At 58.1% G+C, this 24369-nt stretch carries 22 protein-coding genes and 2 pseudogenes; 15 read left to right on the top strand and 9 right to left on the bottom strand.

What is annotated here, in order from left to right; genetic code table 11:
• Positions 1-47: 47 nt before the first annotated feature.
• The 7 genes and pseudogenes from otnC to FEZ63_RS17895 all read left to right on the top strand — a co-directional run bounded on the left by otnC (position 48) and on the right by FEZ63_RS17895 (position 5515).
• Complete coding sequence (gene otnC, locus FEZ63_RS17925; RefSeq protein ID WP_150947019.1) at positions 48-779, top strand: 3-oxo-tetronate 4-phosphate decarboxylase; 732 nt, start codon at positions 48-50, stop codon at positions 777-779.
• Between the two features lie 2 nt (positions 780-781).
• Entirely contained in the window at positions 782-1573 is a 792-nt protein-coding gene (locus FEZ63_RS17920) for a hydroxypyruvate isomerase family protein (protein ID WP_150947017.1), read from the top strand.
• 10 nt (positions 1574-1583) lie between these two features.
• Positions 1584-2849: a 3-oxo-tetronate kinase gene (gene otnK / locus FEZ63_RS17915; RefSeq protein ID WP_150947015.1), complete on the top strand. Its 1266-nt coding sequence runs from the start codon at positions 1584-1586 to the stop codon at positions 2847-2849.
• A gap of 81 nt (positions 2850-2930) precedes the next feature.
• Complete coding sequence (locus tag FEZ63_RS17910) at positions 2931-4319, top strand: NAD(P)H-dependent oxidoreductase (RefSeq protein WP_150947014.1); 1389 nt, start codon at positions 2931-2933, stop codon at positions 4317-4319.
• A gap of 292 nt (positions 4320-4611) precedes the next feature.
• Positions 4612-4728: pseudogene (locus tag FEZ63_RS17905) on the top strand (IS6 family transposase); the annotation flags it as partial.
• 149 nt (positions 4729-4877) lie between these two features.
• Positions 4878-5018, top strand: a pseudogene (locus FEZ63_RS17900) (IS6 family transposase); the annotation flags it as partial.
• A 38-nt stretch (positions 5019-5056) separates the two neighbouring features.
• Entirely contained in the window at positions 5057-5515 is a 459-nt protein-coding gene (locus FEZ63_RS17895) for a hypothetical protein (protein ID WP_150947012.1), read from the top strand.
• A gap of 502 nt (positions 5516-6017) precedes the next feature.
• Here the strand turns inward: FEZ63_RS17895 and FEZ63_RS17890 are convergent.
• Positions 6018-6389 (bottom strand): hypothetical protein, encoded by a 372-nt coding sequence (locus FEZ63_RS17890; RefSeq protein WP_150947010.1) that lies wholly within the window; start codon positions 6387-6389, stop codon positions 6018-6020.
• A gap of 295 nt (positions 6390-6684) precedes the next feature.
• On the opposite strand from FEZ63_RS17890, the gene FEZ63_RS17885 reads away from it, so the two are divergent.
• The 7 genes from FEZ63_RS17885 (at position 6685) to FEZ63_RS17855 (ending at position 14170) form a co-directional block, all read left to right on the top strand.
• Positions 6685-7092 carry a hypothetical protein gene (locus tag FEZ63_RS17885; protein ID WP_150947008.1) on the top strand — a complete coding sequence of 136 codons (408 nt, stop codon included), beginning with the start codon at positions 6685-6687 and terminating at the stop codon, positions 7090-7092.
• 15 nt (positions 7093-7107) lie between these two features.
• Positions 7108-7326 carry a hypothetical protein gene (locus FEZ63_RS17880; protein WP_150947007.1) on the top strand — a complete coding sequence of 73 codons (219 nt, stop codon included), beginning with the start codon at positions 7108-7110 and terminating at the stop codon, positions 7324-7326.
• 213 nt (positions 7327-7539) lie between these two features.
• Positions 7540-8235 (top strand): tetratricopeptide repeat protein, encoded by a 696-nt coding sequence (locus FEZ63_RS17875; RefSeq protein WP_150947005.1) that lies wholly within the window; start codon positions 7540-7542, stop codon positions 8233-8235.
• Between the two features lie 362 nt (positions 8236-8597).
• Positions 8598-8813, top strand: a complete 216-nt coding sequence (locus tag FEZ63_RS17870) for a hypothetical protein (RefSeq protein WP_150947003.1) — start codon at positions 8598-8600, stop codon at positions 8811-8813.
• Between the two features lie 370 nt (positions 8814-9183).
• The gene (locus tag FEZ63_RS17865; protein ID WP_150947001.1) at positions 9184-11316 is read left to right on the top strand and encodes a tetratricopeptide repeat protein; all 2133 of its coding nucleotides are present in this window, start codon (positions 9184-9186) and stop codon (positions 11314-11316) included.
• Positions 11313-11675: a hypothetical protein gene (locus FEZ63_RS17860; protein ID WP_150946999.1), complete on the top strand. Its 363-nt coding sequence runs from the start codon at positions 11313-11315 to the stop codon at positions 11673-11675. The genes FEZ63_RS17865 and FEZ63_RS17860 overlap by 4 nt, the downstream gene beginning before the upstream one ends.
• Positions 11672-14170, top strand: coding sequence for an Hsp70 family protein (locus FEZ63_RS17855; protein ID WP_150946997.1), 2499 nt, complete (start codon positions 11672-11674; stop codon positions 14168-14170). The genes FEZ63_RS17860 and FEZ63_RS17855 overlap by 4 nt, the downstream gene beginning before the upstream one ends.
• A gap of 736 nt (positions 14171-14906) precedes the next feature.
• Here the strand turns inward: FEZ63_RS17855 and FEZ63_RS17850 are convergent.
• From FEZ63_RS17850 to FEZ63_RS17835, 4 genes are all read right to left on the bottom strand, one after another.
• Positions 14907-16109, bottom strand: a complete 1203-nt coding sequence (locus FEZ63_RS17850; protein ID WP_150946995.1) for a M20 metallopeptidase family protein — start codon at positions 16107-16109, stop codon at positions 14907-14909.
• A 281-nt stretch (positions 16110-16390) separates the two neighbouring features.
• A complete protein-coding gene (locus tag FEZ63_RS17845) occupies positions 16391-17290 on the bottom strand; it encodes an ABC transporter substrate-binding protein (protein ID WP_150946993.1) in 900 nt (299 codons plus the stop codon).
• 38 nt (positions 17291-17328) lie between these two features.
• Positions 17329-18126 (bottom strand): amino acid ABC transporter ATP-binding protein, encoded by a 798-nt coding sequence (locus tag FEZ63_RS17840; RefSeq protein WP_150946991.1) that lies wholly within the window; start codon positions 18124-18126, stop codon positions 17329-17331.
• Positions 18123-19064 carry an amino acid ABC transporter permease gene (locus tag FEZ63_RS17835; protein ID WP_420846300.1) on the bottom strand — a complete coding sequence of 314 codons (942 nt, stop codon included), beginning with the start codon at positions 19062-19064 and terminating at the stop codon, positions 18123-18125. The genes FEZ63_RS17840 and FEZ63_RS17835 overlap by 4 nt, the downstream gene beginning before the upstream one ends.
• Positions 19065-19341: 277 nt before the next feature.
• On the opposite strand from FEZ63_RS17835, the gene FEZ63_RS17830 reads away from it, so the two are divergent.
• A complete protein-coding gene (locus FEZ63_RS17830) occupies positions 19342-20274 on the top strand; it encodes a LysR family transcriptional regulator (RefSeq protein ID WP_244622865.1) in 933 nt (310 codons plus the stop codon).
• Between the two features lie 31 nt (positions 20275-20305).
• Here the strand turns inward: FEZ63_RS17830 and FEZ63_RS17825 are convergent, their stop codons facing one another.
• From FEZ63_RS17825 to FEZ63_RS17810, 4 genes are all read right to left on the bottom strand, one after another.
• Positions 20306-21472, bottom strand: a complete 1167-nt coding sequence (locus tag FEZ63_RS17825) for a M20 aminoacylase family protein (RefSeq protein WP_150946989.1) — start codon at positions 21470-21472, stop codon at positions 20306-20308.
• 50 nt (positions 21473-21522) lie between these two features.
• Positions 21523-22506, bottom strand: coding sequence for an ABC transporter substrate-binding protein (locus tag FEZ63_RS17820; protein WP_150946988.1), 984 nt, complete (start codon positions 22504-22506; stop codon positions 21523-21525).
• Positions 22507-22519: 13 nt separating this feature from the next.
• Positions 22520-23335 carry an HpcH/HpaI aldolase family protein gene (locus FEZ63_RS17815; protein WP_150946986.1) on the bottom strand — a complete coding sequence of 272 codons (816 nt, stop codon included), beginning with the start codon at positions 23333-23335 and terminating at the stop codon, positions 22520-22522.
• A 365-nt stretch (positions 23336-23700) separates the two neighbouring features.
• Positions 23701-24012, bottom strand: a complete 312-nt coding sequence (locus FEZ63_RS17810; protein WP_150946984.1) for a glutelin — start codon at positions 24010-24012, stop codon at positions 23701-23703.
• Between the last annotated feature and the right edge of the window lie 357 nt (positions 24013-24369).

The raw sequence follows: 24369 nt of genomic DNA, 5'->3' as shown, positions 1-24369 counted from the left end.
CCTTGCGCTGACAATCGTAAGCCCGCCGCCTCATTTATTGGCTCGACATGAAGTCACGCGAAGGAGTGGACGTGAGCGAAGAAGCCCGACTTCGGGAAGACATCTGCCGGTTCGGTCGCTCCCTTTTCGAGCGTGGTTTGACGACGGGGTCGTCCGGCAATATCTCGATCCGGTTGGACGACGGTGGCGTTCTGGCGACCCCGACGAACACCTCCCTCGGCTTCCTCGATCCTGCACGACTGAGCCGCCTCGATCGGGATGGCTGCCTCGTCTCAGGCGATGCGCCAACCAAGGAACTCCCGCTGCACACCGCATTCTTTGACACGCGTCTCGATTCCCGGGCGGTCGTGCATCTGCATTCCACTTACTCGGTCGCCGTCTCGATGCTTCCGGACGTCGACCCAACCGACGCCCTTCCGCCGATGACCGCCTATTACGTGATGCGTGTCGGACGAACAGCCATCGTCCCTTATTTCCGCCCCGGCGATCCTGCGGTTGCAAATGCCATCCGCGACCTGGCTGGAAAGTACAGCGCGGTTCTCCTCGCCAATCACGGGCCGGTCGTCGCCGCGAAGGACCTTGAGGCTGCGGTCTACGCGACCGAGGAATTGGAGGAGACGGCAAAACTTCACCTTCTCCTGCGCGAGATGAACCCCCGCGTTCTCTCGCGCGCTCAGATCCGCGATCTCGTGGCGCATTTCGACCTCGACCGCGCGATTGGCGAAGATAGTCCAGAGACCTCCACCGAGCCGTCTCAACACTTTCACGCTGGCAAGTAGCGATGCGGCGTTTCTCTGCAAATCTCGGCTTTCTCTTTTTGCATCTCCCGCTGGCGGAGCGGATCGCGGCTGCTTCCGCGGCTGGGTTCAAGGCCGTCGAGATGCATTGGCCCTATGATGTTCCTGCGCACGAAATCAAGGCAGCGCTCGCGCGAAGCGATATGGCGATTCTCGCCCTTAATACGCCCGTGGGCGATGCCGCCGCAGGTGATTTCGGATTGGGAGCCATTCCGGGTCGCGAGAGCGAGTTCCAACAGGTCTACGAGATTGCGCTTTCATACGGCGCGGAGATCGGCGCACATGCCGTTCACTGTATGGCAGGCGTGGTGCCGGCCGAACTCCAGGCTGCGGCCGAGAAAACGTTCGTCGAGAATCTAAGATCTGCTGCCGACAAGGCAGCGCGAGCATCGATGACGCTGCTGGTCGAACCGATCAACCACCGGGACAAGCCCGGCTACTTCCTGCACCATGTGGAGCAGGCCGCCTCCGTCATCGACAAGGTCGCGCGTGCGAACGTGAAGATCATGTTCGACTGCTACCACACGCAGATCATGCAAGGCGATCTCATCCGCCGCCTCGAGACGCATCTTCCGTTGATCGGCCATGTCCAGATCGCCGGAGTCCCGAGCCGCGCGGAACCGGATGAGGGGGAGGTCAACTATCCGGAGATTTTCCGCGCGCTCGATCGGATCGGGTACGACGGATGGATCGGCGCCGAATACAAGCCGCGCGGACAGACCGAGGATGGCCTCGGTTGGCTGTCGGCATGGTCAAAAACAGCCGAGCCTGGTTGAGGGGTTGATCATGCGACTGGGATGCATAGCGGACGATCTGACAGGCGCCAGCGATCTGGCGCTCATGCTGTCGCGAGAGGGACTCAAAACGGTTCAGACGATCGGGGTACCGAACGCCGCGCTCGATCTGTCTGCAGCCGACGCCGTTGTTGTGGCTCTCAAGTCGCGCACCCTTCCTGCCGAAGAGGCTGTCGCACAATCTCTTGCGGCCGCCGCAGCATTGCGACAAGCTGGCGCGACGCATTTCTTCTTCAAGTACTGCTCCACTTTCGACTCGACCGATAAGGGCAATATCGGGCCGGTTGCTGAAGCACTCCTCGCCTTCACCGGGAGCAGTTTCACCCTCGCCTGCCCTGCATTTCCCGCCAATGGCCGAACGGTTTATCAAGGCCATCTCTTCGTCAATGGCGTGCCGCTGCATGAAAGCAGCATGAAAGATCACCCGCTGACGCCGATGCGGGATTCGAACCTCGTCCGCGTGCTTCAGCGCCAGACCCGGCTCTCGGTCGGCCTTGTTCCATTCGAAGACGTCGAGGCTGGCGTTGAGGTTGTCCGAAAGGCGTTCGACCGCGCCAAGGCGGCAGGGCATCAGATTGTGATCGTCGATGCGATTACGGACCAGCACCTCCGCACGATCGGCCTGGCAGCAGCCGAAATGCCTCTGATAACCGGAGGCTCTGGTGTCGCGATGGGACTTCCCGCAGCATACCGCAAAGGCCAGCCTGCAGGTCCCCCGCCGAAGAGAGATCGCTTCACAGCGTCAGAAGGAAGAGCCGCCATTCTAGCCGGTTCCTGTTCCAGCGCGACCCAGCGCCAGGTGGACATTGCCAGAGCCGAAGGATTCCCGGCTTTCCGTGTCGACCCCATCGCTCTCGCGTCCGGCGCGTTGTCCGTGGGTTCGGTGCAGGATTGGGTAGCCGCGCAGGATCCGAGCAAACCGATTTTGATCTACTCCACAGCCAAACCCGATGACGTGCAGGACGTTCAAAGCAAACTCGGTCGCATGAATGCGGGAGAACTCGTCGAGAGATTTCTGGCGGACATTGCACGATTGCTGCCAGAACAAGGCTTCACGCGACTGGTCGTCGCCGGCGGCGAGACGTCCGGTGCCGTCGTCGGCGCCCTTGGGATCGACGCGCTTGCCATCGGCCCGGAAATTGATCCGGGTGTTCCCTGGACGCGCACGCTCTCCGGGACCGACCTCACGCTGGCCCTCAAATCGGGAAACTTCGGCGCACCGGATTTCTTCCTGAAAGCCTGGGATCTGCTCCGCTAATTCGGCCGGAAACACCGCCACGCACCCAGAAACTGCGCGCGTAGTCGTGCCGGCCAGTCTTGCGCTTACGAGGGACACGTCATGAATTATCATTCGTACTATGCCAATGCCGACAGGCCGATCGAAACATGCGTCGTGGGAACGGGCGGATTCGGACAGAGCTTTCTCGCGCAGGCTCAACGTGTTCCGCTGCTGTCTGGTCGCATTGCAGTCGATGTGTCGGCCGACAGCGCCGTCGCGGGCTTTCTTGCCGCCGGGATTGAGCCAAGGCGGATCCGGATTTGCGAAACCGCCAGAGAGGCCAAAGCCGCTTGGGATGGCGGCGATTCTATCGCGGCGAGCGACCTCGCCACGGTCAGCGAGCTCCCCTTCGACGTCGTTGTGGAGGCCACCGGACGACCCTTGGCTGGCGCTCGTCACGCCATGATGGCGATCGATGCCGGCAAACACCTTGCCTTGGTCACGAAGGAACTCGACAGCGTCGTCGGGCCAGGTCTCAAGAAACTTGCGGCGGATCGGGGCCGCATCGTGACGACGGTTGACGGCGACCAACCGAGCCTGCTCATCGGCATGGTAACCTGGGCAGAGGTTCTTGGCTTCCACCTGATCGCCGCGGGCAAATCCAGCGAGTACGATTTTGTCTTTGACCCTTCCACGGGCCGTCTCAGCTGCAACGAGAATTACGCTCATTGCAGCGCTCTCGGCAAGCATTGGACTTTGGGCGCGCGTGCTGTCAACGAGATCGTCGCCGCGCGCCGTGAGGCTACAGCCGTATTCCCGCAACGCGCCGTTCCCGACCTCTGCGAACTTCTGGTCGTTGCGAATTCGACCGGGCTTCAGCCCGATCGGTGGGATCTTCATGCTCCTCTCGCTCGCATCAACGAAGTGCCCACGATTTTCTCACATCGGGACGGCGGCGGAATTCTCTCCGGGGAGCGCCGCCTGGACGTGTTCCATTGCCTGCGTACAGCAGATGAGATCAGCTTCGCCGGCGGCGTGTTCATCGTGATCCGCTGCGATGATCGAAGAACTTGGGACATCCTCGCCAAGAAGGGACATATAGTCAGTCGTACGGGAGACACCGCCATGGTCTTCATGCCCCGCCATCTGCTCGGACTTGAGGCGGCGACCAGCATTCTCGATGCGGCCATTCACAACATATCCGGCTATGGGACCGACTACCGGCCGCGTTTCGATCTTGTGGCTGTGGCTACCGAGGATCTGCCTGCCGGAACGCTCCTCGCGATGGGAGGGCATCACCATGCGATCGCCGGCGTGACCGCCGAAATTCGCCCGGCTCGCGCCATCGCATCCAACACGCCGGCGCCTTTCTATCTCGCGGCTGATTGCCGGTTGGCGACGTCCGTCCGACGGGGGGCTGGGATCATGATCGGCGATCTGGAAATGGATGCGGGCTCCGCACTGTTGGCGCTTCGTCGTATGCAGGACATTCACTTCCTCGGTTCGTGACGCGCCCAGGCGTGGAAGATGGCCAATTTCGATGACGTCATCCCACTTCACCTATAGGTGATGTTCGAGCTTTTATGGACGCCGATAAGGGCCTTAGAGCCGGGACTCAGCAGACGCAGGAGAGGAAAGTGTTCGCGCGCTTGTCGGAGCGCGTGTACCATAGCTCCCGAATGGCACGCGGTGTTGACACCGCTCTCGCCCCGGGGCGATGAGGGCAGGTCGTCGGAATCGATTCTGTTGCAGCTTTGAAGCCTGATCCGCCTGAGTTACGACGGGAGTGGGCTGAGAGAGGCTGACAGTGAAGCACAGTAACAAGAACCCGTTCAAAAGTCGGCAGTTCACGGCGGAGATCATCCTATGGGCGGTGCGCTGGTATCTGCGTTTCCCAATCAGCTATCGTGATCTCGAGTGCAGGTTATGCCGCAAACTCGAAGGGAAGACGCGACAATTGCGAAAGCTTGACGTGTTCACGCCGCCAGCAGAGCAAATGGCTTTGTCGCAAACATTTGTTTCCGTTTCGTCCCTATGGTGCGCTAGAGCACGAATGCGGAGAAACAGATGTTCAAGGGTAGGCACTTTGACAGGTCAGTGATCTTGTTGTGCGTTCGCTGGTATCTGGCCTACGGTCTGAGCTTGCGAAACCTGGAAGAAATGATGGCCGAACGGGGCCTCGATGTGGACCACGTGACGATCCACAGGGGTGCTTCGCTACTCGCCTCGATCGGAAACTGGAAGCAATGAAGGCGAATGCCGGGGAGCAGGCAAAGGAGAGCACGTCGAAGCTCGATCTGGGTGCCCGTCCTCAGAAGCTGGATCTCGGCGATATCAAAACGTTGCCTCAGGAGAAGAGGGTGCCGCCCGCGCAGCCGACTTCCGGATCGACGCCGGCAATTCGAGCCGAGATCGGCGCTGCCTACAACGAAGAGATCGCCGAGTGCTGGAATGTGCTTCCGTGGATGCGGCAATACAAAGGACCCGATCCGCTGATCCAGATCCGGTTGAAAAATGACGGTTGGCTCTCCGAGCCACCCAAGGTCTTGAACGCGGTCGACTCAGATCCCGACATGGGGGAGATCGCCAGAAACGCGATCTACGCCATTACGAAATGTCAGCCATTCAAGATCGCCGGAAGGTACGCGAACTATTACGCGGTCTGGAAAGTGGTCAACACGACCTTCAGCACCAGGGGCGATTGAGAATTGGACACCAAACCAGGCACACGCGGGTTAGTTCGAGGCGGTCGCGGAGGCAGAGTTTTTCGAATGCAGACTTGCCACCCGAGGTATGTCGCGAGTTGCCCTACGAGAGGTCACGACCGGAAAGAAGCTGGTTTACACAGGCCCCCTTCTCTCTTCTTGTCGCCCTCCACCTGCTTCTTGTTGTCAGCAAACTCGGTGTCATACTCAGACGCACCTCGTGGGGTTGCCATCCATAGTCCGCCGATGACGCCTACGGAAACCAGGACGCTGACTCCCCCGGATGTTGCCACCGTTTAACTCTTCGTCAGAACCCTATGGCCTTCGGTTGTCATCAAACAACCTTCCCCTCCCTCGTTGCGGCGAATGTTTGACGACCTTGGAATCGGCGTCGATGAACTATTTGGAGCCGGACACATTTTCTCCGCCCTCCAAGGCGACGAACGCAATCTCAACGCCATGAGCGCCTCTGTCGAAGACGAATAATATCCTCGGGCGCAAGTTAGGCGCTGGTCTCGGCGCTTGGCACTTCCTCAGAAGGAGTGTCCGTGGTTTCGTGAGGCTTCACCTCGGCCGAAGCGACCGCTTCGATGAACCATCTCCCGTTCCATACGCGGCGTGCCGGGACCTCGGATCCCTTCTCGGTAGCCTCATTGTCATGGAGGATGTCGAACAGCATTTCCTCATCCTCACCGAGTTTCATCCCGCCAAAGATGAACTGATGACAACCATTGAGTTCGTCAGAAGCAGCCACCGATCCCGAATTCCAAAGGAGGCAGAACGGCTCAGAATGAGTGAACATCGTGGCCGGAATGCTCCGCTCCAGGATCTTCACCTCATAGCCTTTAGTGCGGATTTCCCGAACCGTCGTCATCGCTTTACTCCGGCAAACTTTCGTTCCAGAGGCGGATCTTACACTACCCCTTCGGTGCGCGGCCAGCCCCGGCGGAAGCGTGGTGGAGACTGAGTTCGGTTCAGACGTCTTGTTACTGGGCGGCTGTCGGCGCAAAGCGTAGTTGCAGCAACGCCGTATTTGGCGTGTGTCCCATCAAAAGGAACCCGCGATTGCTGACGGGTCTCGAAGAGTCCTGGTAGAGTGCCTTGCTGAACCCGCCTCTTGAACTCTGCTACGAGTTTGTGGATCATAACTTTCTTTTGGGGCTTGCCATTTGCTGAAGGAAATCGAGACTTCTTGGGATGTGAAGGGCCTGCGCCTCACCTATTTCGATCATGACGATCGGGTGATCGGCTCAATAGTCGCGACTCATTCGAACCACAGGGAGACTCGCAGCTACCAGTTCGAATGCTCTTGGCCCGACGGGAAGACAGCAGAAATTAGAAGTCTGACCGTGGCCGCCGAATCCGAGGATTGGCGACAGGGAACGAAAGGCATCGGCACCAACAAGAGAGCGGACGTTCAGGTGCAGGTTCGCCGAGTCGCTACGGAATGGCGCAACAGGAAACTCGAGGAACAGCGATCGATCGCCAAGAGAATTCGACAGTCGGATGCCGTCCATTTCGCGATCATAGATAACACGAGAATCAGCAATCGTGGCAGGACCTTCGACTATTGGTGAGCCGACGGGTGCCTCGTGACGGGATCGAAGGCCGCCTCGACTGTCGGAGTGGATCGCTGGCTGGACGTGACTGAGATTGGCCAGGTGGATCGCGCTACGGCGGAGTACATCGCGTGGCTAATGGTGGCCACAGACGAGTATGATCTCGCCATCGACGCGGCTAAGTGTGGATTGTCGTTGGACCGCATCAAGGAGATCGTCGCGGCGGAGGATGAGGAAAGTGACGCGGGCTAATGCATGCTCGAGGAAGTAAGGCTTCGCGCGCCATCAAGCATTGCACGAAATACTCACCCCGACGCCTTCTTCCGATTGCGCGGCAGAGCAAGATGACAGCGGGTCGATACGGAAAAAGTGGCCAAGTAAAGCTTGACCTTAATCCTGATTGGACCGAGCGTTGTTACCATGGATGAGACCGACTGATTGGCGACCCAAGAGCAGGAGGCGTGTATGGTCCAATCGACTCTAGGTCGCTCCCCTCCGGCGCGCATTTCTCCGATCTGGGCGTTCCTTGCCTTGGCATCGATGACATTGAGCACAGTTGCGATGTCGCAGCACGCTTTCGCGGCGGAAGGGCTTGCTGGTGAAACGACGAGCAGGAGCAACAAGACGGACCTTTTTCCATTGGCCGCAAAGGCTGTGGGGGCCGGGAATTACGCCGAGGCGGCTCACCTGCTGGCACAAGCAGAAACCCCGGCGGCATATTTCGAACTCTCCCGCCTGTATCGCGACGGACAAGGTGTCAGACGTGATTTGAAAAAGGCCTTTGACCTTCTCACGCGAGCCGCGACAGCAGGCTACGTGCCAGCGCAGACCGATCTCGGTGTGACACATGCCCTTGGTCTTGGAACAAAAGCCGATCCCGCCAAAGCGGCATACTGGTACGGGAAGGCCGCCGATCAGGGCGAGGTTATTGCTCGAACGAACCTCGCCCGCATGAAGGAGATTGGAGACGGCATCCCAAAAGACGAGAAAGGTGCCGTTGAGCTGTACGAGAAGGCGCTCAAGGATGGCCGGGCGCAGTATTATCTCGGGAAAATGTATCAAGATGGTCGAGGTGTTAAGGCCGATCGCTTGTCAGCCTTGACGTTCATTAGAAAAGCAGCGGACGAGAGTAACATCTCGCCTCTGAGAAGGTGCTGGTAAAGGCACGCGAAGTAATCCTGCGACACGGGCTATTGACCGCGGAAGAGTTGCGCTGTTCGTCCATCGAAGTAGTGCGATCCGCCATGCCTCTCGCGAACCTCACAGTGCGCGAGAGGCATGGCGGAAAGTGCGGCGGTGATCCGCAGACGGCTCCGCGGCGCTTTGATCTTTGGATCGATTTGGCAACGGGAGCCGCTCAATGGGACAACAACCCGGAAATGGAAATGCAGCCTGTCCCCCGCTCACGATGAGAGCCTGGCCAAAGACCGGGCGTATCCCGACGGGCAACAATTGGTGTTCGTGTCGAACTGGTTTGAGTGGTCCACAGGTCATCACGTGACAAATCCGGAATCGAACGACCCATGACGATGGTGCGGGTCGAATCGGGTCTCTATGCCTCTATCGCCGTAAACGGCGATGTCCAGATCGGTTGGTGTCGTCGCGTTCCGGAGGGCTGGTGCGTCGAGGACATGGACTGCAATCGCCTCATGACGCCTTTTCCCACCAAGTCCGATGCCGAGAAAGCTGGATACGAAGCACTCGCGCACGAATCAGGCGCTTCGAACCCCGGCTGGTGACATCACCAATGCCCTCAAAGTCACGTCGATACCGCTGGTCGGAAGTGTCCCTCTTGTGAACTCCAGCGTAGGTGGTAGAAGGAAATCAATCATAAAAATAGCTGCCGACGCGTCGGCTGTGGGGAGTTCTTGAAATTTCGGACGATTCCGTCGCAGGCATAACGATGTCCGCTAGGGTGCGTTTTGAGGATCGCCCTGCTCCTTCCCATAGTGACGCTCGACCTCCCCGTTGGATCAATCCGAGATCAAGCGTCTTTTCAACGCATCCGATGGCTCAGTTGCTGCGGCGGTCTTCATTGCCAAATGCGGACACTCGAAAAAGCGACCGATGATCGAGGGCCTATCAATGTTCAGCAGGAGCACCTGATCCTTGACCGCTGATGAGTTAGTCGAAGCTTCCAAGGAGCATCGCAAGAACAACAGGCTTGAGGAAGCGCTTCTGTCCTCTCTAGCCGCTTCTGTTGCTGATCCAGAGAATGCGGAGGCTTGGTGGCAGGTCGCCCTCAATCGCAGAGATTTGGGGGATACGAAGAACCAGATTATCGCCCTGCGCATAATGGTCGACCTCGTTCCGCAATTCTCCCGCGGCTGGTCGCAGCTCGGAAATGCACTCTCGAAGTCCGGAGAACACGATGCCGCAAAGTCGGCACACGAGGTGTCCATAGGTCTGGATCCGGACAATTTCGATGCGCTGGAAGCGCTTGCCGCAATTTATCGGAATCAGGACCTGCCCGCGCAGGATGAGAAAGAGATGACCGTCCTCGCTCGAATCGAGGTTTTAGAAGGTCTGGGGTCGAATGCACTAAACAGGCAAGGGGCACTCCAATACCGGAACCGTCACTTGCACGAAGCGATCAGATACTGGGCAGAAGACGCGTCTGAGAATGACAGCCGTTTCAGCCTATTCAACATCGGACTTGCGTACGCCCATCCCGACATGTCGCAAGAGGCAGACGCCATCGATACCTGGCGTTTGGTTGCGAGACGGTACCCGGACTATGACCAGCCGGACAAAAGCATCTCGGCCACGCTCCCCAAACTGCTCGAAAGGGCAAAATCCGCCCGGCTCGAGGGAGACACCGTCCTATCGGAGGACCTTTGGCATTCCGAGTACATCAATCCCTTCCAACTGCTCAATCCGCCGAGCGATCTGGAATTCGACGAATTCGACGCGAAGGCGGTCCAGCGACTTCGGAAGTCGCTTCTGCGCGAGATCGACCTCGAAAACGGGAACTTGCCGTGGATGCCCGGCGTGATTGTCGACAGGTCGAGAGCCATTGGGATTTGCGAGGAGTTGAGCGACGACGACAAGAAGACCTTCCACTGGCGAGTTTTCGAGAACAAGCCCCTGCTCGACTTCCTCAGCAAGGGGTCTCACGAGCACTTTCTAGTTAATGAGCACTTCTCGCCGCTCGACTTCCTTGAACTCGTGCAGGATGAAACCCAAGAGTTTCGCGAGTGGCTCAGCAACAGGTTCGCCCCACAGTTCGACAGGGTACTTTCAAGGGCGATCGACCAACGAAACCTGACCATCCTCGAATGTGTACTGGATGGCCGCCGATGGGTATCTCCGTCTTATGCGGACCGATGCTTCGAGAATTCGCGCCGCGTAGTCGGCCGTCTCCTCGATCCCTTGCGGAAAGCGGCCAATGAAGCGGGAACTCGCAAGCTCTCATCCCCGGAAGTCACGCGCCTCCTGGAGGAAAACGGCTTTCTCCGCATCATCAATCTTCTCCCCACGCCTTTCCTGGACCAGCAGGATGAGGCAGCGATCCAGTTGAGGCGGATCTCGATCGCCTCCGCAAACGATCACGGCGATCTCGATCTCGCGAAGGTTATTCTCAATCTCGCCGATCGGCTCAGGTTCAAATCTGCCGAGGTCGTTCAAAGGCTTCAAGATGACCTGAGTCAGGTTGAGGAAATGATCCGCGAAGAGCGCAAGGCAGAGGTCCGGTTGACGAGCGCTGGCGATACCTGGGAGATCACCAAGAAGGGTATCCGTCAAGGCGATCTGTTCATCCCCACCGCGGAAGTGACAATTCTGCGCTGGGGATCCTTGATGACGCGCCGGGACTCATCGATCGTCTACGATTATAGGTTCCACGTGGCGGCCGCCGACGGGGGACGAGTCAAGTTCGACTGGACAACGAAGGATGGCGAAACCTCCCAGACAAATTTCTCGAATCTCATCAACGCCGCCCTCGAGTACATATTTATCCCGGTATGCATCGGGGTCCAGGAACAGATCGCGAAGGGATCGAGCGTAAAAATCGGCCCCTGCACTCTCTCATCTCAAGGGGTTGCGTTCGAAACTAAGGGCTGGATATCCAGCAAGACGCATCTCGTGCCGTGGGAAAGGGTGCGATGCGCTGTAAAGGACGGAATCGTAACGATGTCCGACTCTCATGCCGCCAAAGTAAAAATCGATATGGCACTGAGGGATACCGACAACGCACCGCTGCTCACTTTTCTGTCGAGGGCCATGGGGCAAGACGAAGGATGAAGATGTCACAACTACCAGTGATCCAAGTGCCGAAGACGTTTCTGTCGATACTCAATCACCTCTACGAGATCGAGAAGAAGCTCGCCCTGCACGGTGACCCGGGAAACGCGAGTCGCAACGTGGAGAAAATAAAGGACGCCTTCCGGGAAGAAGGCGTTTTCTACGAGGATCCATCAGGTCAGCCGTTCAAGGAAACCAGAACGGATCTGGATGCGACGATCTCTGGCCAAAGCACCGAGAATCTGGTGGTCGCCGAGGTCATCAAGCCCGTGATCCGCGCTGGCCTCACCGAGTTATCTCGGGTGGTTCAAAAGGGGATCGTGGTCGTCCAATCAAAAGAAATAGGGGATGAAAAATGAGCAGCATGATCAATTTCGGGATCGACCTCGGGACGTCCAACTCTCTCATCGCAAAATTTGATAAGGGGCAGGTCGAGGTCTTCAAAAACCCGAACGGCTTCAAGGAGTCCCTTCCCTCCGTCGTCGCGTTCAGGAACGACCGCATCCTGGTCGGCGATCAGGCTCGCATCTACGTGGAGAAGGACCCCAAGAACGTCGCCAGCCGATTCAAGCGGAAAATGGGCACCACCGAGACCATCAAAACCCAATCCGCAGGATCGAAGACTCCGGTCGAGCTGTCCGCTTTCGTCCTAAAGGAGCTCAGGAACTTCGTTCACTCCGGCGAGGGCGTCAGATCAGCCGTCATCACTATTCCTGCCTCCTTCGATACGGTCCAGTCGAACGCCACGAAGGAAGCAGGCCTCGCGGCCGGCTTCGAACAGGTGTTGCTGCTTCAGGAACCCATCGCCGCTAGCTTGGCCTATGCCAACAAGGAGAGGGGCGTCGACCTTCGTAACAGTCAGTGGATCGTCTACGACTTCGGCGGCGGGACATTCGACGTTGCCCTGGTGAGGATCGTCGAGGGCGAGCTCACCGTAATTGACCACGAAGGTGATAACTATCTCGGCGGCTCCGATCTTGATGCCCGCGTCGTTGAGCTGATACTCGCACCACAAATTGCCCGGCGTGGAAAGTTCACGGACCTGATCGGTCAAATGAAGAGTGAGTCGGGAAAGTACAACAAGCTCTGGTATCGCCTGCTTCACGCCGCCGAATCCGCCAAGATCGAACTATCGACCAAATCGTCGGCCGAGGTGGATCTCGGCATGGTAAGCCTCGAGGACGAGGAAGGGACGGTGATCGACTCCCTCTTGACCATCACCCGGTCGGAACTAGAGGAAATCATCAAGGACGCGGTCGATAGCACCGTCGAGATGATGAAGGTCATCATCACCCGCAACTCCCTCCGCTCAGAGGATCTGAAGTTCGTACTGATGGTGGGCGGCAGCACCTACATCCCTTACGTTCGCAAGCGCGTCGAGGAGCTCATGGGCATTGCGGTGAACACCTCCATCGACCCCACCAACGCAATTGCCGTCGGCGCGGCATATTTTGCCGGCGCCAAGGAGTTCAATGGCGGTGCGCAGGCGGCAGGCTCTCGCGCGGGGGAAAGTCGGATTAAGATCCGCACCGTGTTCAATCGAAACTCTCAGGAGGCGGAGGAGACCTTCAGCGCCAAGGTGGAGGGCGATCTCGCTGGTCTCTTCTACCGCATCTCCAACGAGGACGGCTCGTTCGACAGCGGCCTGAAGGCGCTTTCGGCCCGCATAACCGAAGACCTGCCGCTCCGGGAGGGAGCCTTTAATTTCTTCCAGTTCCGGATACTCGACGGCAGCAACAATGTGCTCGATGTTGGCTTCGACTCCATCCAAATCGCCCAGGGGCGCTACAGCGTGGCCGGACAAATGCTCCCTGAGGACATCTGCCTGGTTACCGACGACGTTGCAAACAAGGACACCCGGCTCAAGAAGATCTTCTCGAAGAACGGCATCCTCCCGACGAAAACCAAGTCGTCAGTCGAGGTTGGGCGAACCATCACCAAAGGTTCGGACGACGACATTCGCATCATGGTCGTCGAAGGGCCCGCCGAGAAACATTCGTCCACCAACAAGCCCATCGGCGTTCTTCAGATCACCGGGAAGCAAATCAACCGGGACCTGATGAGGGGAACGGAGATTGACCTCACTTTCGAGGTTTCCGAATCGAGGGACCACACGGTCTCCGCCTACCTCAATGGAACCGGACAGGAGTTTTCGCAAGTCTTCAAGGGTACTGCCCGGCAGGTCGATCCGCGATTGCTAGCATCCGAGGTTCTCCACCTCGAGAACCGGATCCAAAGCGAAGCCGAGGACGCCACGAACAATGGCAGGCAAGACACCGCCGACAAGCTGGAAAAACTCCTCGGAAAAGTGCACGAGCTTATGTCCGAGTGCGGATCGCTCTCGAATGACGACGTGACCGACGATCGATACAAGCTCGAGGATAAAAAGCGCCGGGTCGCCCAAGAGGTTTTCGAGTTGACGGCATCGAAGCGCCTCGACACCGCCAAGGCCGCTTACGCTTCGGCGAAGCAGGAGGTGGCGGTTCTCGTTCAGGAGAGCGGGAACGATCGCGAGAGGCACCAATTACGAGAGGTGATCGCGAGAGAGCAGACTTTCATCAACTCGACAAACCCCGAACGCGTCGAGAATGCAACGTCCGATCTGGAGCGTCTTCGCTGGAACATTCTTATGCGCCTGCCTGAGTTCCTCACGGGAATGTTCGAGAACCTAGTCCAGCGCAGGGCATCCATGAACGACCAGACGCTTGGCAAGCAGCTCATCGATCTTGGAGAGCGCCACAAGTCATCCAAATCCTGGGAGGATCTACGTCAGGTAAACGGCCAACTCATTGACCTGATGCCGGAAACCGAGCGTGCGTCGGATGGTATGCGCCTCTATACGGGTATCGTGTGATGTTAGCCGCGGCTGGCATATAAGTGCTTCCGTAAAAGCCGATCTGCGATTTTCTTTGTGCTCCGGATGACGGTTGGTTTCTCCAACGGCTTTGGTGAGTAGGCTCTCCCTCATAGACAACGCACAGCCGGAAGCGGGGTGCGTTGTCTTCGTGCGGAGAGTAGCTGTCGCTAGGCCCTTTGGCGTGAGATTCGAGATTTCTGAGACGCCATGGGCATTTTGGCGTGAGATTCGGTGAGCGAGGAATCTCAAGTTAACTGCCAATGTCAGACAGCTTCGAGAATTCCCCTGCCCTGCTCCATCCCGGCTAACGCAATGCGCAGCTTGGCATTGACGCGTGCTCAAGCGCTCCCTTTGACTGTGGCCCCGCCAGGCTCGCTCCGCTCAAAATCCAGACAACCTTTGTGAGCCGGAGTCTCAGGTTAAATGCTCAACGCCAACGAGAATCTCACGTTAAATGCCCAAACCTTTGTCTCGTGATTACAACTAAGTCACTGAAACTATTGGATCGCCTGTCTCACGCCAAAATGCCCGGTGACAAGTTAATTTGAACGCTTCGTAGATAGGAGAAGGCCTGCCATTGAACCTCTCTGTCTCCGCTGCCGTGATCGCAGCCACCGCGACTAAAGCTCTGACACAGAATTCTTGCTGCAAAGCCCAACGGAAGGCCCACTTAATCAACCTAACTAGAGAACTTATGATGCGGACTACATCGACTTTGGGCAATTATGGGCGCTTAGATTGCCTTCCACTCATCCGAGTTCATTAACCTGAGGATCCCATAGCACAGGCATCGAACCGATATGGCGATGCAAGCCTCGTCCAAGTCGAAATTGCTGCGGTGAAGCATCGTTTCCCGGTCTTTCCGTTTCGACCCGACGCGGATATGAGCGCTCGGGACACGTGAAGAGAACTCTGAAAAATCCTCGGCCCCCATCGTTCCCTGTCCGAGGTTGTAGACGTGGGGCGAGCCCAGCGCTTCCTCGCAGGATCGCACCAGCGTGGATAAAACCCTCGGATCGTTGACAACGGGGCCGCTTCCGCTGTCGAAACTCACCCTACATTCGACGCGATGAGAGAGCGCGACTCCTTGGCCGATGCGAACCAGCGCGTCCTGGATGGCCTTCCGCACGTCATCACTGTGACAGCGCGCAGTGCCCACGATCACGACGCGATCTGGAAGCTGATTACCAGCGGTTCCTCCGTTGATGGAGCCGAAACTGACGACAGCAGGCTGTAGCGGCGCGATCTCCCGACTGACGATGGTCTGTGCTTCTCCGATGAAGTGAGCCGCCGCCACAATCACATCCCGCGCGAGATGCGGATGGGCGCCATGGCCCGAGACGCCGGTCAAGGTTGCCGTGAACCGGTCTGACGAGGCGAACGAGGCGGAAGGATGCCAGCCTACAGTTCCGGGAGGCAAAAGCGGCCAGTTGTGAAAGCCGAGCATGACATCTGGTTTGCCCCACTCGAGCACGCCGTCCTCGATCATGGCGGCAGCACCTCCATGGCCCTCCTCGGCCGGTTGAAAGACCAGCATTGCCCGGCCGGGAAGCTTATCCTTCAGCAGGTGCATGACGCGGGCAACGCCTAGGACGATAGCCGTATGCGCATCGTGCCCGCACGCATGCGACACACCGGGCCGGGTCGAAGCGTAGGGAGCACCGGATTCTTCCTGAATAGGGAGCGCGTCCATATCTCCGCGAATCCCGACAACCAGACCGTTCGCAGTGCCGACGATAGCAGCAATGCCAGTTCCCCCAAAGCGGCGCACATGATCGATACCCAGAGTTCCGAGTTGCTCCTCCACCAACCTGGCAGTTTCGAACTCTTCAAGTGACAGTTCGGGATTTGCGTGGATCTGCCGGCGGATCGCAATGAGATCCGGTTCGATCTGGCTGACGATCCTATCGATTTCGTCATTCAGCATGTGGGTCATAATCACGTTCCGCTCACGATAGTCACAGCGTCGAGAAAGCCGTTGTCTCTGCGCGCTTTGGAATGCTGATCCCGCGAGTGCCGTGAAGCATTTTCTCGGCCGGAGCGGATGGATCATTCCAGGCCGACGCAAACTCGCCTACAGGTTCCCGCTCCGAGGCCGCAGCATTCAGCTGCGGCCTTGCCCTCAAGACAGCCGAATATTGGAGCCGTCATCTCAAGGGCCCGGCGCAACAGACGCCCCATCAGTTCACCCTTGAGACAAGGATCGATGTCGCCGGCTCACTTCGTTTTGAAGTGCTCCGTGTCCGGGGCGAGGTTGATTCCCGGCTTCTTGAGCATGTTGCGTTCAAGACCCCACTTTTTCATGACGATTGCATAGGTTCCGTTGTCGAACAGTTCCTGGAATGCGGCGAGCATCGCTTTGCTCATATCTGAGCCCTTCGGCGCAATGCCGCCCTGATAGATGTCGCCGAAACCGTTTGGAAGATTGGCGGCCGCAAGATCAAGCACATTGGAAGACTGATTGACGAAGTAGGTCAGTGGCGCCTGTCCGGAGAAGAAGCCGTCCGAGCGCTTCGAGCGCACCGCCAAGATGGAGGAGTTTTGGTCAGGAAAGGACTGGACGGTCACCGGCTTACCCGATGCCGCGCAATTTTCCGCCTTCGCCTTCAGGACCCGTTCGGCTGAGCCAGCCGCCATTACCGCGATCGTCAGCCCGCAGACGTCGTCGAGGTTCTGAATATTCTTGGGATTGCCCTTCTGGACTGCGAAGGCCACGTATTCCTGCACCCAATCGATGAAGTCGATCTTGGAGCGGCGATCCGGAAAATCTCCTGTCGGGCCGAGTGACATGTCGTAGCGGCCGGCATCGAACCCTGCCAACATCGCCGCGAGGCCGCCTACGGTCTGGTGACGAACATCGACGCCGAACAGTTGACCAAAGGCCGTTGCGAAATCGTTGCTGGCCCCTTGAAGCTCATTCGGCCCGATCACGATCTCATAGGGTGGATAGGAACCGCTATTCACTGCGACGAGATAGCCCCGCTGCCGAATACTTTCCGGCAGCAACGCCCTGATCTTCTCATTCAACTTCTGCACCGGAACGTCTTGAGCAAACGCCGGCATCGCACAGGCAATCGCTGCTGAGACGAGTGAATATCTGATGAGCTTCCGTAGCATTTTCTGTTCCCTTCTGGTTTCTATGACTTCATCCGGACCTAAATGAAACGATTGAGGAAGGCTCTCGTCCGCGGCTGCGTGGGGTTTACCAACACCTGTTCGGGAGAGCCCTCCTCGACGATCTTGCCGTCGTCCATGAAGATGACGCGGTCGGCGGCCTCCTTGGCGAACCCGATCTCATGTGTGACGACGATCATCGTCAGTCCCTGCGTCGCAAGGTCCCTCATCGTTGCGAGAACTTCGCCGACGAGTTCGGGGTCGAGCGCCGAAGTCGGCTCATCGAAAAGCATCAGTTTCGGCTTGATGGCCAATGCTCGCGCTATGGCGACGCGCTGCTGCTGGCCTCCGGACAGCTGGCGCGGGTAGGCACTCTCCTTCTCTGAGAGCCCCACTCTCTCAAGCAATGCGCGGGCATATGCTTCCGCCTCCGCTCGCTTTTCGCCGTGGACGCCGATTGGAGCTTCGGTGATGTTCTGGAGGACGGTCAGATGAGGATACAGATTGAACTGCTGGAAGACCATGCCGATGTCCTTGCGCTGGCGCGCCATGACGCCGGGCGAAGCACGATAGAGTTTGCCCCCCCGCATCTGATAGCCGACCTGCTCGTCACCGACGACTATCGATCCGCCTTGCATGGTCTCGAGATGGTTGATGCATCGAAGGAAAGTCGATTTTCCGGATCCCGAGGGACCGAGGATGACGATCGTCTCACCGACACGGACATCTAGATCGATCCCCTTCAGCACTTCATGCTGACCGTAGGACTTGTGGACGTTTCGGGCGCGCACCAGCACGGGGGAGCGCACGCTTTGACTGATTGGAGCGGTCATGTTCATCGCGCTTCCTCCACCGGCATTGCAACCTCCTGGGGGCCACGCATCTGGTTGTTGCGCTCGCCACGGGCGTAGTAGCGTTCGATGAAGGTTTGTCCGACGTTGAGGATCGACGTAATCACGAGATACCAGATCACGGCGACCATGAGCAGCGGGATAATCTCGAACGTACGGTTATAGACTGCCTGCACCGAATACAGCAGGTCGTTCATCGCAATGACGCTGACGAGCGATGTCCCTTTGATCATACTGATGAGTTGATTGCCCGTCGGCGGCACAATGGAGCGCATGGCCTGGGGAATGATGATACGCCAAAGCGCACGGCTTCGGGTCATTCCGAAAGCCTGAGCCGTCTCGCTTTGACCGGGATCGACCGACAACAGGCCACCTCGGATGACCTCTGCCATATAGGCTGCCTCGTTGAGAGCGAGGCCGACGATGGCTGCCGTCAACGGCGTGATGATCGCATTCGTCTCCCAATTGATCAGCGTCGGCCCGAAGGGTATGCTGATCGACAGCTGAGGGAAGATTGTCGCCATGTTGTACCAGAAGATCAGTTGCACCAGCATCGGCGTGCCGCGGAAGAACCAGATGTAGACCGCAGCGAAGGAGGATGCGGCCCGGCTCTGAGAGAGTCGGCAGATGGCCAGGACAAGGCCGATGGCGGTGCCGAGGACCATGGCGACCACGGTCAGGCCAAGCGTCACGTAGAGGCCGCTGATCACCGATGGATCGAATAGCCATCTGAGCACCACATCCCATTGAAAGGTCTCATTGCTGACCACGAGGGATAGAAACTGGGCGACCAGAGCCAGAACGACGACAATCAGCAACCAGCGCAGATAGTTGACTGAAGTGATTGCCCGAGAGACATCTCTTGGGTTCCAGGATGGGCCGCTGCCCCCGTCAGACCCGACTTCCGCTGTGGTCATATTGCTCACCGTCGATCCTTTCATCGGATTGTGGCCTAACCCCTTGCCTCGAGAAGACCTCGAAAAGGACGAAGCCGATTAGAAGGCATCCCCAGGCCGTTTAAAAACATCTAAAGTTTAGGCACGGCATAGATGAAGACTATATGCTGTCTCCCGCGCAGAATCACGTTTGCGCCATGCTTCAGTTCAGCGACACGGTGAACGCGCAGCGAGCGAACCGCTTGATTTGTCGCGCCTATCAGGGTCATCTAGGATCGTTGGTCGGATCGTGAGCTGGGGACTTTCGATGAGTGTGCTTGCATCGCTGGGAGCTATGAGCTTGCGTCAGCTCGAAGTTTTTTATGCGGTGGTCGCTGCGGGCAGCATCACCGCAGCAGCGGAGAGCCTCCATATATCCCAGCCTACCGTGAGCGCGACGATCCGCAGGATGGAGGATCAGCTGGGGCTGGCGCTCTTCCGCAAAGACAGAGGACGCCTGGCGCCGACCAACGAAGGGCGGCTGCTCTTTGAAGCATTGCAGCGAAATTTCAGGTACTTCCAGGCGATCGCCGATGCCATCTCCATGATTCAGAAGGGCGTTTCGCAGCGGATGAGCATCGCCGCGATCCAGCCGCTCGGAAACGCCATCGTCTCGGCGGCCCTGCAGCAATTCCTGAAGGAAAGACTCGAAGCGCGAGTTCACCTTCTGATCCGTCCGAGAAAGGCGGTCTATCATGCGGTCGCCGCCGAGGGTGCGGACCTTGGCATCTCGTTTCCGACAGGCGAGGCCGAGCAGGAAGGGCTTTCGGTGGAAAAGGTCTGCTCAGGCCGGCTTTTCTGCATCATGCCGAATGGCCACCCGCTGGAGTCGAGGACCTCAGTCACTCACGATGACTTCGTCGACTACCCGTTGGTCTCTTTTCCACCGGGACATCAATGGTTGCTGGCCCAGTTCGAAAAGGTCATCGACACGAGCAAGCAGAGACCTGAGCCGGTGCTGACGGTGGATAGCGTCATGTCGATCTATCCGCATGTGGAGAACGGCATCGGCATCGGACTGGTCGACGAGTTTTCGCTTCGAAGCCATTCGAAGGAGAGGCTGTCCTACAGGCCCTTCGAGCCGACGATCGGCGTGGCGATCGAGCTGGTTTATCCCAACCGGCGCGCTTCCGACTTGACCAAAGCTTTCGTAAAGCACTTCAAGGCGGCATGTAATGACATAAACCGCAACCCGCTTTGAGAGATTGCCGGAGCCACCCTGCTTCGCTTCGCTAAACGGGCATGCGCTTTTCGACAAGCCGAGCCCAAAGTGAGACACCAAATGGGATTGCGGCGTCGTTGAAGTCGTAGGCAGGATGGTGAAGCGCTGCACTGTCGCCGTTGCCGAGGAAGATGTAAGCGCCGGGCCGCTCCTCGAGCATGAAGGAAAAATCTTCCGATCCCATGATCGGAACCGCCTGGCCATCGACTGCATTCGAGCCGGCGACATCACAAGCAGCCTCCTGCATGAAGCGTGCACTGGCGGCGTCATTCATGAGAACAGGGTAACCGCGCATATACTCGACTTGGACGGTTGCCCCAAAAGTCGCCGTCACATGGTCCGCAACGGATCGCACGCGGATTTCGATATCATCCCGGACTTCCGGTGAAAGGGTTCGAACGGTACCGAGAATTTCCGCATGCTGCGGCAGCACGTTGAAAGTCTCTCCAGAAGAAATGCGGCCCACCGAGACGACCGCCGCCTCAAGGGGATTTACGTTCCTGGAGACGATCGACTGCAGGGCGGTGACCAAGTGACAGGAGGCGAGGATCGTATCCGTGCCTTGATGTGGCATTGCGGCATGCGTTCCCTTCCCTTCAACCAGAATTTTAAAGCGATCCGCAGCAGCCATCATGGCGCCGGCGCGGATCGCGAAGGCACCGACTGGAATTCCCGGCATGTTGTGCATGCTGTAGACTTCATCGATGGCGAAACGCTCCATGATGCCTTCCTCGATCATCATCTTGCCGCCGCCGCCGCCCTCCTCGGCCGGCTGGAAAATGAGTACCGCCGTCCCATCGAAGTTGCGGGTCTCGGCCAGATAGCGAGCAGCCCCCAGCAGCATCGCGGTATGCCCGTCGTGGCCGCAAGCGTGCATCTTTCCCGGCGTTTTCGATCTATAGGGCAGATCGCCCAGCTCATCGAGAGGCAGTGCATCCATATCCGCCCTGAGAGCGACACGCTTTCCCGATCTATTCTCCCGACCATGGATGACCGCGACAACGCCGGTCTGCGCAACGCCCGTTACGACCTCGTCACATTTGAAATACTTGAGTTTTTCGGCCACGATCGCGGCGGTTCTGTTCACATCGAAAAGCAACTCGGGGTGCTCATGAAAGTCCTGACGCCACCGGGCGATGTCAGACACGAATTCAGAGACACGGTTGATGACAGGCATGAGAAGCTCGATTCGACGTGAACAGAGGGTGCATAGGTCAGCTGCGAGACTTAACGTCCCGTAGCCTTGGCGATGGCTTCGAAGTCGGAAAAGAGCTTCGTCGGATCGGCTGGCGCCTTGACCACCCCCTGGGCATACTGCTCATGGCACATGGTTTCCAGCATCTTCCTGTGAGCCGGCTGATGCAACCCGAACGGCGGGGTGTCTTCGGGAAAGTCGCGGATCATGGTCTCCGCTTCGGCGATTGCCCAGGGCGAAGCCTCGCCAAAGTTCTTCACCTTCAGCCACCAGTTTTCCCATGATGCCCTGAGCGCGTCGTAGACCGCCAGCACGGCGTCGGGATTGCTTTCCGCGAACGATCGCTGAAAGGCCATGACATGGAAACCGGGATAGATGCCGGTCCTCTGATGATACTCTGTCTCCGCCGTCCTGAAATCCCTGACGAGCCTGCGGAACTCTCCATTTACCTCGTAGACGGAAGGCGGCATGAATGCGGTCGTGACGGCGTCGATCGTACCAGCCCTGAGGCCGTCGCTCAGAGTTTCGTGCTCGCCCAAGAAATGCGAGCCCTCAGGCGGCTCCACATCGAACGAGGTTTTCGGCTTCATTTTGATCTTCTCGTCGAGGTGGCCGATGACCCATTGAACGTCCTTGACCTCAACGCCTGCCTCCCGGAGCGCCGCCCGCGCCCACATCGTTCCCGTATCGCTCCACGAGTTCGAGCCGACGCGCTTTCCTTTCAGATCGGCAAGGCTTTCCAGCGGAGAGTCATGCCGGACGATGTAGTTCCTGTGACGGAAGCCTCGAAGCACGAAGGCTGGGATGCCGACGAGACGATGATCGCCATTCGCCCGTGCCATGACGTAGCGGTTGAACGAAACCTCGGCAGCATGGATGTCTTCGGGGAATTCGTTGGATAAGGGCGTGTTGAAGTTGACGTTGATTTTGACGCCAGGCGTTTCGATCGCCCCGATGATGAGCGGGCAGAATTGGTCGTAGGCCCGCAGAACGATATTGACATTGGTGGTGGTCACGCGCGCGCTCTCCTCAGCTTGCCTTGACGGAGACGAGTTTCGGCGCCTCATCCAAGCCGACCGCATCCTGAAACTTGGCGACATCGGCCAAGCAAGCCGCACGAAGACGGCTCGAATCGCTCCCGGTGGAAATCAGCTGATAGCCGCGCTCGTAGACCTCCTTGAGAGAGATACCAGGCCTCAGAATTGAGCCTAGCGACTTGCCGGAGGCCTTCGCAGCGATCTCCACCTTTTCAATCAACGCAACGATTTCCGGATGATCCATCTCACCCATAAAGCCCGCGGATGCGGAGAGGTCGTAGGGGCCGACGAATATCATATCGACGCCTTCGACAGCGGCGATTTCGTCCGCATTCTGCACGCCTTCCACTGTTTCGATCTGGCAGATCACCAGCGTGTTTTCGCTCGCGGTGCGGGCATACAGGTTGGCCTCGGCACCGAAGCTCGAGGCGCGGATCGTCCCCGGCGCTGCGCCGCGTGACCCGAATTTGGGATAGTGGCAGGCCTGAACAATCGAGCGGGCCTCGTCTGCCGTATTGACGCTCGGCACCACGACACCTTCGGCTCCCAGATCGAGAACACGACGGATGTAGGCGCTATCGTGGCTCGGCACGCGCACCAAGGCGGTGGTCGGTGTGGGGGAAAGCGCCTGGAACTGATGGCCGAGAGTCATCAAGTCGCCGCAGCCATGCTCATGATCGATGATGATGAAGTCGAAGCCCGCATAACCCATGACTTCGGTTGCGAACGCACTGGCAAGGACATTCCAGCTTCCGAATACTTTCTCGCCGTTCTTGAGGCGCGTCTTCAGGAGATTGGGCCGATACATGTTTGTAAACTCCCTGGGTTCGATGCGGTGCTTTTCACGGGCAAAACGAAAACCCAACCGTCACAGGGAGCCTACCGCTGCATCCTTGCAGGAAAAATCCAAATAATATTGGCGAGACATAAGGTCGGGCTATGTCCTCAACCCGGCAAAACGCTGGATATGAAAAGATCACGCTCCGTGCCGATTGTGCTTTGACCTGACAGGCTTCTTCTTGGTCATGCCTCTCAATCTCCAGAAAGCGGCAAGCCATCTCTACTGGACACTCCCGGATGAGGGCCGGGGTGCGCCGCCATCGGGCCGTCAGCGTCGCCCTTGGTTGGTCATGCCGGCTTCAGTTGGGAACGTCTTGTTTTGGCCCTGCAGATTTATGGGACCGAGAGTTGTCGCTTGATCGAGCGCTCAATCCATTCGTCGCGCGAGAGACCGGCTCGACCCGCCGATTGGTCGACTTGGCTCAGCAGATCTGGCGGTAAAGCCGTCTGGACAAGAACATCTACCTCATCCGGATCTGACGGCACATAAGCCAAGTCTGTCACCAAGCGCGCGAACCGCCGAACCCGATCGGCGTTCTGCTTGTCTGAGAGGATGGCGTCGGCTGCGACGAGCGGGCAATATACCCCGATCAGATGGTCGACAATGAGAGCGGGCTTCATGCCGCTCTTGCGCAGATCGGTCATCAATTCCACAAGCCGATTGCGCGGTGATGTCGTTGGCCCCTGCATACAGCTCACTAAGGGAAGACGCCGCTCCCGGCCTGTCTGCGGCCATGGTGTCAGGACAGGTGAAGGTTGCGGCATGGGCCGATGCCATAGGTGAACTTCTGAACCCGGCCACGGAGACCAAGGCGACGAGCAGGCTCTGTCTGACACTCATCATTTCCTCCTCCGGCATCGTAAAGAGCTTGGTACGCCAATACGTTGGAAAGATGGACAGTGGATCATTCAAGCCCAAAGCCGGTAGCTCGTCGAAAAGTCCGCAGCGGGTCAGAGTTTGACCTTCGAAGCTCGCAGTGAACGTCTGCTTATCGACAGTAA

This window comes from Microvirga brassicacearum (genome assembly GCF_008757455.1).
Lineage (GTDB): Bacteria > Pseudomonadota > Alphaproteobacteria > Rhizobiales > Beijerinckiaceae > Microvirga > Microvirga brassicacearum.
This window is presented reverse-complemented; position numbering and strand designations above follow the sequence as displayed.